The following is an 11,117-nucleotide window of genomic DNA, read 5'->3' on the forward strand; positions in this document are numbered from 1 at the left end:
TTGTGCACAATAGTCTTAGTCGGCCAGCTGGATAGCCTGACAAACAATCGTCACGGAATTTCTTTTCACTAATTTCGCATCCGGCCATAAACTCGCGTATGCCCGAAAAATGGTCTTTCGACACAACGGGCGATGTTTCCTTCGCCGCGGAGTTGGCGTCGGGGAGCGTGCGGGCTTCCCGCATTGCGGTTTGCCTGTCAGGTGACATCGTGCGTTGCCGGGACCGGTCCGCGACGTTGCGGTAACTTCGCCGACGCCGCGCAGATTCGCGCGGATCACCGTCGGCCAGGGTCCTTGCCCGAAGTGACGCCAGTGTCAAGTGCCTGGTGACTGATGCGGTCCGGGTCGGGGAATCAAGGCGCTGCGCCATGCCTGAACAACGGATTCCGTTGTTCACAATGTCGACACCTCCTGAAATCGTGGCGAACGCGATCACCTGCGCCGATAATGGCACCGGGTGTCACCGTAGGTGTGTCCGTGGTCGTCGACGCCGGAGCCCGCCTGGGTGCGGTGGCGCCGCGTTCCCGGCCGTTCCGGAGGTCGGCGCGGGCCGTGCTCGGCCGTCCGGTCGGTCTGCGGTGGGGTGGCGATCATTGCTGGAACTACCGCCCCGGGTGCGGTGGGGACCGGATCGGGGGGTGTTGCGGCCGGATGCGGCCGTTGCTGATTTGAGACCGCCGTGAACGGTTCGAATTTGCTTGACGGGCGTCAAACTCGCTGGTAGGGGCCGCACCCGCAGTCGGCCCCAGCGAGGGGTAATTTGCGTACGAAACGAGTGCAATGATGCGGCCAGAATTTCAGGTTTAAGTTTCGGATTGCCGTTGTACGGTATGGCGATCAACGAAACCGCAGGGGTGGTTCACGATGACCGGAATTCGTTGGTGGGGAGCACTGGGGGACGACATTGACGGTCAATTCGACCGAGGGCTCCGGCACGCTGGGCGCGCACCTGGGGAGGACGCGCGGCGGCGCCGGGCCGCAGGGAAGCGCCGTCGATGGCGAGCGCACACGCACTTCTCAACCGACGGCCACTGAAGAAACGGGTAGGACCATGACTGAATCGTCTCTGACCGCACTGCTGCAGAAGCGGGCGCTACAGCAGCCTGACGACGCCGCGTACACGTTCATCGACTTCGACGTCGATCCGAACGGGTACGCCGAGACGCTCACCTGGGCCCAGTTGCACAACCGAGCGCAGGTGCTGGCAGAGGAACTGACGTTGTTCGGTGCCGCCGGCGACCGTGCCGCAATTCTCGCTCCGCAGGGCCTGGACTACATCGTCGCCTTCTTCGGGTCGCTGCAGGCCGGCCTCATCGCCGCTCCACTGTCGGTGCCGCAGTACGGCGTTCACGACGAGCGGATCTCGAGCGTGCTGCGGGACTGTGCGCCGTCGGTCATCCTGACCACGTCCGCGGTGGCGGGTGAGGTCACCCGCTACGCACAGGGTGGCTCCGGCCGCGCCGCGGCGGTGGTCGAGGTCGATTCGTTGGACCTCGACGCCCCAGCTCAGGTGGGTGCGCCGCCGGCCCGACAGTCCAAGATCGCGTACCTGCAGTACACATCGGGTTCGACTCGCGTTCCCGCCGGCGTCGTTGTGACCCACGACAACGTGGTGGTCAACGTCGATCAGGCGTTCACCGACTACTTCGACTGCTCCGGCAAGACGCCGCCGGGCATGACCTTCGTATCGTGGCTGCCGTTCTATCACGACATGGGTCTGATCAAGGGAGTGTGCGCACCGCTGGTAAGCGGCCGTTCCGCCGTCTTGATGAGCCCGATGGCGTTTCTGCAGCGTCCCGCGCGCTGGATACAGCAGCTCGCCATGAATCCCGGATCGTTCACTGCAGCACCGAATTTCGCGTTCGAGCTGGCAGTCCGCCGGACCACGGACGAGGACATGGCCGGGCTGGATCTGGGCGACGTGCTCGGAATCTGCAGCGGCAGCGAACGGGTGCACGCCGCAACGGTCAACCGCTTCCTCGACCGCTTCACCCGGTTCGGATTGAAAGCCGCGTCGGTCAAACCCTCCTACGGTCTCGCCGAGGCCACCGTGTATGTGGCGACGTCCGACCGGGGTCACGCTCCGAACATCGTCCGGTTCGACTACGAGAAGCTCTCGAGCGGACACGCGATGCGGTGCGAGAGCGAAGCCGTCGGCGGCACCGATCTACTCGGTCACGGCACGGTGCGGTCGACGATGCTGCGCATCGTCGACCCGGAAACCGGCACAGAGAACCCCGCGGGCAAGGTCGGCGAGATCTGGGTTCACGGCGCGAACGTCGCCAGGGGGTATTGGCAGCGTCCGAAGGAGACGGAGCGGGCGTTCTCCGGACGGCTGGTCAACACGTCGGCCGGAACGCCGTCAGGTCCGTGGCTGCGCACCGGCGACGTGGGCGTCATCTCCGATGGTGAGCTTTTCATCATCGGCCGGATCAAGGATCTCCTGATCGTCGACGGGTCGAACCACTACCCGGACGACATCGAGGCCACTATCCAGGAACTGTCCGGTGGCCGAGTCGCCGCGATCTCGGTGCCCAGCGGGGAGACCGAACACCTCGTCGCGATCGTCGAGGTGAAGAAGCGCGGCTCCGACGACGAGCACCAGGAACGCCTGCACACGCTCAAGCGTCAGGTCACGGCGGCTGTTTCGACCACGCACCGGGTCAGGGCTGCCGACATCGTATTTGTCGCGCCCGGTTCGATCCCGATCACCACCAGCGGCAAGATCCGTCGTTCCACGTGTGTCGAGCGGTACGGGCGAGGAGAGTTCGAGCGTCTGGATCTACCGGCATGACGTCGGCGGCGCTCGACGATGTGGGTCTGCGCGACTGGTTGGTCAACTACCTGATCACGCACGTCGGATGCGCACCCGAAAGCATTGACTTCGATGCGTCGATGGCAGACCTCGGGCTCGGTTCCCGTGATGCCGTCGTGCTGTCCGGTGAGCTGGCGGAGCGGCTTGGAAGGCCGGTCTCGCCGGTCGATTTCTGGCAGCACCCGACGGTCAACGGTCTCATCGAGTTCCTGAGCGCTCCGGTCTCGGAGGTGGAGACGCAGGCGATCGTCGATGCCCCGAACGTCTCGGGCACCGAGCCGATCGCCGTCATCGGGATGGGCTGCCGCATGCCTGGTGGCATCTCCGATCCGGAAGCCCTTTGGGATCTCCTCACCGAGGGACGTTGCACGGTGGGGGAGGTGCCCGCCGAACGTTGGGCGCCGTTCGACGACGGATCGCAGGAGATGGCGTCGGCGCTGGCGCGCACCACGCGGTGGGGCTCGTTCCTCAACGACATCGAAGGCTTCGACGCCGACTTCTTCGACATCTCGCCGCGCGAGGCCGTCAAGATGGATCCGCAGCAGCGGCTGCTGCTGGAGGTGGCCTGGGAGGCGCTGGAGCACGCCGGCATTCCCACCGCCTCGCTGCGCCGTTCGCAGACAGGCGTTTTCGCCGGTGCATGCTTCAGCGAGTACGGCTACCTCGCATCGACGGACCTGCCCAGAGTCGACGCGTGGAGCAACACCGGTGGGGCGTTGAGCATCATCGCCAACCGGTTGTCGTACTTCCTGGACCTTCGTGGCCCGTCGATCACGGTGGACACCGCCTGTTCGTCCTCACTGGTCGCCATCCACCTGGCCTGCCAGAGCCTGCGGTCGGGCGACTCGAACCTCGCACTCGCCGCCGGGGTGAACCTTCTGCTCTCGCCCGCCGTCTTCCACGGCTTCGACCAGGCCGGCGCCCTGTCGCCGACGGGGATGTGCCATTCGTTCGACGCCGCCGCTGACGGCTTCGTGCGCGGCGAGGGCTGTGGTGTGGTGGTGCTCAAGCGACTGCCGGACGCTCTGCGCGACGGTGACCGGGTGCTGGCGGTGGTGCGCGGGTCCGCCGTCAACCAGGACGGGCGTTCGAACGGTCTGATGGCGCCGAACCCGGCCGCGCAGATGGCGGTGCTGCGGTCGGCGTGCGCGAACGCCGCTGTCGAACCGCAGGACATGGATTTCGTGGAGGCGCACGGCACCGGCACCTTCCTGGGCGATCCGATCGAGGCCAGGGCCCTCGGTTCGGTGATGGGCCGCGGGCGGCCCGCGACCTCACCGCTGCTCGTCGGCGCCGTCAAGTCCAATCTCGGTCATCTCGAGGCCGCGGCGGGGGTGGCCGGATTCATCAAGACGGTGTTGGCGTTGCAGCACGGACGGATCCCCGGGAACGCCGGCTATCAGTCGCCGAACCCGCACATTCCGTTCGACCAGCTGCGGTTGAAAGTCGTTGACCACGAACAGGAATGGCCGACCGTGGCGCGCGCTCGCCGCGCCGGGGTGTCCTCGTTCGGATTCGGCGGAACCAACGCCCACGTCATCCTCGAGCAGGCGCCGGACGCGATCGCCGGCGAACAACACCCCGCTGCAGCAGTGAGCACGCTGGTCGTCTCGGGCAAGTCCCCCGAGCGGATCGGAGCCGCCGCCGCCGCACTGGCCGATTGGATGGCGGGACCCGGTGCGGGCGTCGCGTTAAGCGATGTGGCCCATACGCTCAACCACCACCGCACCCGCCACCAGACCTTCGCGACGGTGTGCGCCCGAGACGGCCTCGACGCCGTGGCGGGTCTGCAGGCGTTGGCGGCGGGGCGGCCTGCTGACGGTGTGGTGGTTCCGCATGAGGGTCCGTGTGGTTCGGGGACGGTGTTCGTGTTCTCGGGTCAGGGTTCGCAGTGGGCGGGGATGGGTCGGCGGTTGTTGGCCGATGAGCCGGTGTTTGCGGCTGCGGTGGCGGAGTTGGAGCCGCATTTCGTTGAGCAGGTGGGTTTTTCGTTGCAGCAGGTGCTTGCTGATGGTGAGGCTGTTGCGGGGGATGCGCGGGTGCAGCCGGTGATCATGGGGTTGCAGTTGGCGTTGACGGAGTTGTGGCGGTCCTATGGGGTGAGTCCGGATGCGGTGATCGGTCATTCGATGGGTGAGGTGACCGCGGCGGTGGTGGCCGGTGCTCTGACGCCGGCCGAGGGGTTGCGGGTGATCGCGGTGCGGTCGCGGCTGATGTCGCGGCTGGCCGGCCAGGGCGCGGTCGCACTCCTGACCCTGGGCGCCGATGCGGCCGAGACCCTGATCGCGGACTACGAGGACGTCGCGGTGGCGGGTTACGTCTCGCCGGGGCAGACGGTCGTCGCCGGCCCGCCCGCACAGGTGGACGCGGTGATCGCGGCGGTGCAAAGTCAGAATCGGTTCGCCCGCAGGGTGAACATGGAGGTCGCCTCCCACACCGCGTTGATGGACCCCATCCTGGAGGAACTGCGGTCCGAACTGGCCGACCTCACGCCGAACACCACGGCGATCCCGTTCATCTCGACGGTCGAGGACAGCACGACGCCGCTGCTGGACGCCGACTACTGGGTCGCGAATGTGCGGCGACCTGTGCGGCTGAGCCAGGCATTCGTCACCGCCGCCGACAACCACACGACTTTCGTGGAGATCAGCGCGCACCCGATGCTGACCAACGCGGTCACCGAAACGCTCGGGGACCTGCACCACCACGCGCTGGGCACGTTGTCGCGCGACGCCGACGACACCGTCGCGTTCCACACCAACCTGAACACGACGCATACCACGCACCCGCCGGTCACGCCACACCCGCCCGGACCCCACCCGGTCCTGCCCGCCACGCCGTGGCAGCACACCCGGCACTGGATGGACCTCACACCGGCGCGGCGGACCTCCACCACCGTTGTCGTGCAGGGTGATTCGTCGGTGGGAGTGCTTCCTGCGGAGTGGAACTGCGAATTGACCTGGCCGGACCGGCCACTCACCGGCGCCCAGCGCGCCGTCGGCTCGTGGCTGGTCGTGGGGGACTCCGCGCTGGCGGCCCAGATGCGGCGGGAACTGGGAGACGGCGCGGACGTGACCGTCCTCGACGAGTACACGCCGGAGGACCGACTGGAGGCCGCCCTGGCGGCTGCCGACCATGTGGTCTACGCGCCTGCGGTCCCGAAGGTCTTCGAGGCCGCACCGGGCCGTCGACTGTTCGACGCCGCCCGCCGGATCGCAGTGGCGATCGCGCGGATGGCCGACCCGGGTCGTCTCGTCTTCCTGACCCGCAACGCTCAACCCCTCACCGAGGGCGACCGAGCCAACCCCGCACACGCGGTGTTGTGGGGTCTGGGCCGCACGCTGGCGCTCGAGCACCCGGAGATCTGGGGAGCGGTGATCGACCTCGACGAGTCGGTCCCCGATCGGCTGGCCGCCCGCTGTCTGCTCACCGAGTCGGCGGCCGACGACGGCGAGGATCAGGTGGTTTACCGCGACGGGGTGCGTCGGGTAGCGCGGTTGCGCCGGACCGCGGTGCCGCAGGTCTCGGGCCGAGGGCTCGATCCGTCCGGCAGCCATCTGGTCGTGGGAGCGACGGGCAATATCGGACCGCACCTCATCCAACAGTTGGCCGATATGGGAGCGACGACTGTCGTCGCGGTGTCGCGCAATCCGGGCGACCGGTTGCGCGCGCTCGGTGAGACCCTCGCCGCCCGGGGCACCACCTTGGTCACGGTGGCCGCCGACGCCGCCGACGAGGAGTCGATGCGCACGGTGTTCGACCGTTTCGGCGCCGACCTGCCCCCGCTGGCGGGGATCTATCTGGCGGCGTTCGGTGGCGGGCCGGTCACGCTGACGGAGATGACCGACGACGACGTCACCGCGATGTTCGCCCCGAAGCTCGACGCGGTGGCAGTTCTGCACAACTTGTCGCTGACGACCGACGTCCAGCAATTCGTGTTGTTCTCGTCGATCTCCGGTGTGCTGGGCTCGCGGTGGCTGGCCCACTACACCGCCACGACCACGTTCCTGGACACGTTCGCCTACGCGCGTCGTGCGGCCGGCCTGCCGGCCACCGCCGTGAACTGGGGCTTGTGGAAGTCCCTGGCGGACAACCACAGCGAGCACGAACGCCAGATCACGATGGAGTCCGGCCTCGAACCGATGCCCGACGAGGTGGCGATCCAGGCGCTGTGGTCGGTCACCGCCGCCGGAGCGCCCGCACGCTCGACCGTGGTCGCCGCGGACTGGCCGCGACTGGCCGCGGCTTACCGTACGCGCGCCGCGCTGCGCATCGTCGACGAGCTGTTGCCGGTCGAGAACAGCGATGAGGAAAGCGCGCAGACGACGGCGACGGTCCCTGAGACCGACTTCCGGCGCGAACTGCGGACGTGCCCCGCTGAAGAGCGGGGGTACGTGCTCAGCAGCCATGTCCGTTCGCTCGTCGCCTCGTCGATGGGACTGTCGAGCGCTCAGCTGGTGGACCCGTCCGCGGGATTCTTCCAATGCGGGATGGACTCGCTGATGAGCGTGACCCTCAAGCGTGAACTCGGCGCAAGCCTCGGCGAGACACTGCCGGCCTCGGTGATCTTCGATTATCCCACTGTGGACGGGCTCACCGAGTATCTCGCCACGGTACTGCCCGAAATGATCGAGATCGCCGATGCCGAAGCCGTCGACGACTACGACGAGTTCAGCGACGACGAACTGCTCCAACAACTCTCGGAAAGGCTGAGCTGAGTCTGATGGCTGCTGGTTCGTCGGATCGCCGTGCGATCATCACGGAGGCACTGCGCAAGATCGATGACCTGTCCGCGCGACTTGCGGTGGCCGAGCAGGGGGACACCGAACCGATCGCGGTGGTCGGTATGGGGTGCCGGTTGCCCGGTGGGGTCTCGGACCCAGACGGGTACTGGCAGCTGCTGCAGGACGGCCGCTCGGGAATCGTGCGGGTGCCGCCGGAGCGGTGGGATGCCGATGAGCTCTACAGCGCCGACAACGCGGTGCCCGGGACGATCTGTACTCGTGAGGGCGGGTTCCTGACGTCGTGGCAGCCGGGCGAGTTCGACGCCGAGTTCTTCGGGATCTCGCCGCGGGAGGCGGCGGCGATGGATCCCCAGCAGCGGTTGTTGATGGAGGTGGCCTGGGAAGCGCTCGAACACGCAGGGATTCCCGCCCAGAACCTCCGAGGCACGCAGACCGGTGTCTTCGTCGGGCTCACCACGAACGACTACTCGCTGCTGTTCGCCGGGAAGCTGCGGCGCGAGGACATCGATCCGTACGTGCCGTTCGGGAATGCGGCGAATTTCGCGGCGGGGCGGTTGTCGTACTTCCTGGGGGTGCGTGGTCCGGCGGTGGTGGTGGACACGGCGTGTTCGTCGTCGTTGGTGTCGGTGCATCTGGCGTGCCAGAGCCTGCGTCGCCGGGAGAGCGACACCGCGCTCGCCGCCGGTGTCAACCTCATGCTGAGCCCCGAGAACAGCATCGCCTGTTCACGGTGGGGGATGTTGGCGCCGGACGGTCAGTGCAAGACGTTCGACGCCGGCGCCGACGGCTATGTGCGCAGCGAGGGGTGCGGTGTGGTCGTGCTCAAGCGCCTCGGCGACGCGTTGCGCGACGGTGACCGGGTGCTCGCGGTGGTGCGCGGGTCGGCGGTCAATCAGGACGGGGCCAGCAGCGGGCAGACGGTTCCCAACGGGCCTGCGCAGCAGGCGTTGCTGCGTCAGGCGCTCGCGACGTCGCGACTGACCGCGGCAGACATCGACTACATCGAGGCGCACGGCACGGGTACCGCACTGGGCGATCCGATCGAGCTGGACGCCCTCAGCGCCGTGTTCGGCGACCGGGGGGACGCGGCGCCACTGGTGCTGGGTTCGGTGAAGACGAACCTCGGACACCTCGAATCCGGCGCCGGCATTGCCGGATTCATCAAGACCGTGCTCAGCGTGCGGTACGGCTACATCCCGAGACACCTGAACTTTGAGCGGTTGACGCCGCACGCGGGCCCGTGCGCCGCGCAGTTCACCATCGCCGCCGACGGGATGGAGTGGCCGGCGGTGACCCGGGCCCGCCGGGCGGGCGTGTCGTCGTTCGGAGTCAGCGGGACCAACGCGCACATCATCATCGAGCAGGCCCCCGCACCGGAACCCGCCCGGTGGGAGCCGGATCCGGCGGTGTGCACGCTGGTGGTGTCGGGCAAGTCCGACGACCGGATCGCCTCGACGGCAGGGGCGTTGGCGGAGTGGATGGCCGGTGCCGGCGCCGGGGTGCCGTTGGCCGAGGTGGCTCACACGCTCAACCATCACCGGGCCCGGCATGCCAGGTTCGCGACGGTGTGCGCGCGCGATCGCGCCCAGGCGGTGACGGCGCTCCGGGCCCTGTCGGTCGGCCATCACGCCGCCGGGCTGGTGAACGCGCACGAGGGTCCGTGTGGTTCGGGGACGGTGTTCGTGTTCTCGGGTCAGGGTTCGCAGTGGGCGGGGATGGGTCGGCGGTTGTTGGCCGATGAGCCGGTGTTCGCGGCGGCGGTGGCGGAGTTGGAGCCGCATTTCGTTGAGCAGGTGGGTTTTTCGTTGCAGCAGGTGCTTGCCGATGGTGAGGCTGTGTCGGGGGATTCGCGGGTGCAGCCGGTGATCATGGGGTTGCAGTTGGCGTTGACGGAGTTGTGGCGGTCCTGTGGGGTGATCCCGGATGCGGTGATCGGTCATTCGATGGGTGAGGTGACCGCGGCGGTGGTGGCCGGTGCGTTGACCCCGGCCGAGGGACTCCGGGTGATCGCGGTCCGCTCGCAACTGATGTCACGGCTGGCCGGTCAGGGCGGGGTCGCCCTGGTGACCCTGGATGCCGATTCGACCGGGGCGTTGATCGCCGGTCTCGACGACGTCAGCATCGCCGGTCACCTCGCGCCGGAGCAGACCGTGATCGCGGGTCCGCCTGCGGCGGTGGACGCGGCCATCGAGGCGGCGACGGCGGCGGGCGCGATCGCGCGGCGGGTGAACATGGAGGTCGCCTCGCACACCGCGCTGATGGATCCCATCCTCGGCGAACTACGCCAGACGCTCGCCGATCTCACGCCGCAGGCGCCGACGGTCCCGTTCTTTTCCACCGTCGACGACACGACCACGGCGCCGCTTTTGAACGCCGACTACTGGGTGGCCAACGTGCGTCGGCCGGTCCGGTTGCGCCAGGCGGTGTCGGCCGCCGCGGCCGACGGACACACCACGTTCGTGGAGATCAGCCCGCACCCGGTGTTGACCCGTGCCATCGGCGACACCCTTGCCGAGGGGCATCACCACGTGGTCGGCACGCTGGCCCGCGACACCGACGACACCCACACCTTCCACACCAACCTCAACGCCACGCACACCACCCGGCCGCCGGTCACCCCGCATCCGGCCGAACCCCACCCTCTGCTGCCCACCACGCCGTGGCACCACACGCACCACTGGATCAGGGTGAGCCCGACGGCGCCGGTCGACCGGCAGCTGCCGGTCGATCACGACGTGTCGGTGCGGTCGGCCGCCGACATCGCAGACGGGTCCTGGCTGGTGCTTGCGGACGACGCCCCGGCCTGGCTGGATGCCGACAAGACGACTGTGATGTCCACCTCGATCCTGGCCGAGAGCGCCTCCAGTGCAGGGCTTCTCGACGCACTCGCCGCGGCGCGCAACGTCGTCTTCGTTCCCGAACTGCCCGAGGACGGGTTCGACGCCGAATCGGGATACCGTCTGTTCAGCGGTATGCGCCGGCTGACATCGGTTCTGACGGCGATGGCCGCCCCGCCCCGACTCCACATCGCCGTATCGCCCGTGGGCAGTCCGGACGGCGGAGTCGAGCGTTCCGTGGCCAGGATGACCGTCAGCGGACTCGCCGGCACCCTGGCCCGTGATCACGCCGGGATCTGGGGAGGGCTCGTGCTGGTCGAACCTCACGAGACCGACGCCAAGGACGACGGCGGCGAGGACTCCCTGCCTGCCGGCGACATCCTCGAAGTCTGGCGGACCCTTCCCACCGATCGGCGAAGGGCGCTACTACGCCGGCATGTCAGCGTTCTCATCGCAGCGGTCATGGGCTTGCCGTCGCCCGAAGCCCTCGATCCCGAGGCGGATTTCTTCGATCTCGGGATGGATTCGATGATGAGCGTCGTCTTGCAACGCGCGGTGCTCGCCACACTCGGCGAGGAGATCTCGTCAACGGTCCTCTTCGACAATCCGACCGTCGAATCACTCGCAGACCATCTGGTCGTACTCGGCGAGATCGACGGGGAAGGTGTCGATTCCCTCCGGAACCTCGCAGAGGTACCCCTGCCCGAGAAGGTGAGCTGA

General features: G+C 67.9%; 3 protein-coding genes. All 3 read left to right on the plus strand.

The genetic code is table 11. The features are described 5' to 3' along the window. The first annotated feature begins 1,051 nt into the window (after positions 1 to 1,051). Genes AU196_RS04135 through AU196_RS04145 form a run of 3 tightly spaced genes read left to right on the plus strand, consistent with a single transcriptional unit; the run spans position 1,052 to position 11,117 of the window. Entirely contained in the window at positions 1,052 to 2,794 is a 1,743-nt protein-coding gene (locus AU196_RS04135) for an AMP-binding protein (protein ID WP_059093817.1), read from the plus strand. Continuing rightward, complete coding sequence (locus tag AU196_RS04140) at positions 2,791 to 7,533, plus strand: type I polyketide synthase (RefSeq protein ID WP_059093818.1); 4,743 nt, start codon at positions 2,791 to 2,793, stop codon at positions 7,531 to 7,533. Before AU196_RS04135 ends, AU196_RS04140 begins: the two co-directional genes overlap by 4 nt. A gap of 5 nt (positions 7,534 to 7,538) precedes the next feature. After that, positions 7,539 to 11,117: a type I polyketide synthase gene (locus AU196_RS04145; protein WP_059093819.1), complete on the plus strand. Its 3,579-nt coding sequence runs from the start codon at positions 7,539 to 7,541 to the stop codon at positions 11,115 to 11,117.

The sequence above is a fragment of the Mycobacterium sp. IS-1742 genome, assembly GCF_001500125.1.
In the GTDB taxonomy this organism is placed as follows: domain Bacteria; phylum Actinomycetota; class Actinomycetes; order Mycobacteriales; family Mycobacteriaceae; genus Mycobacterium.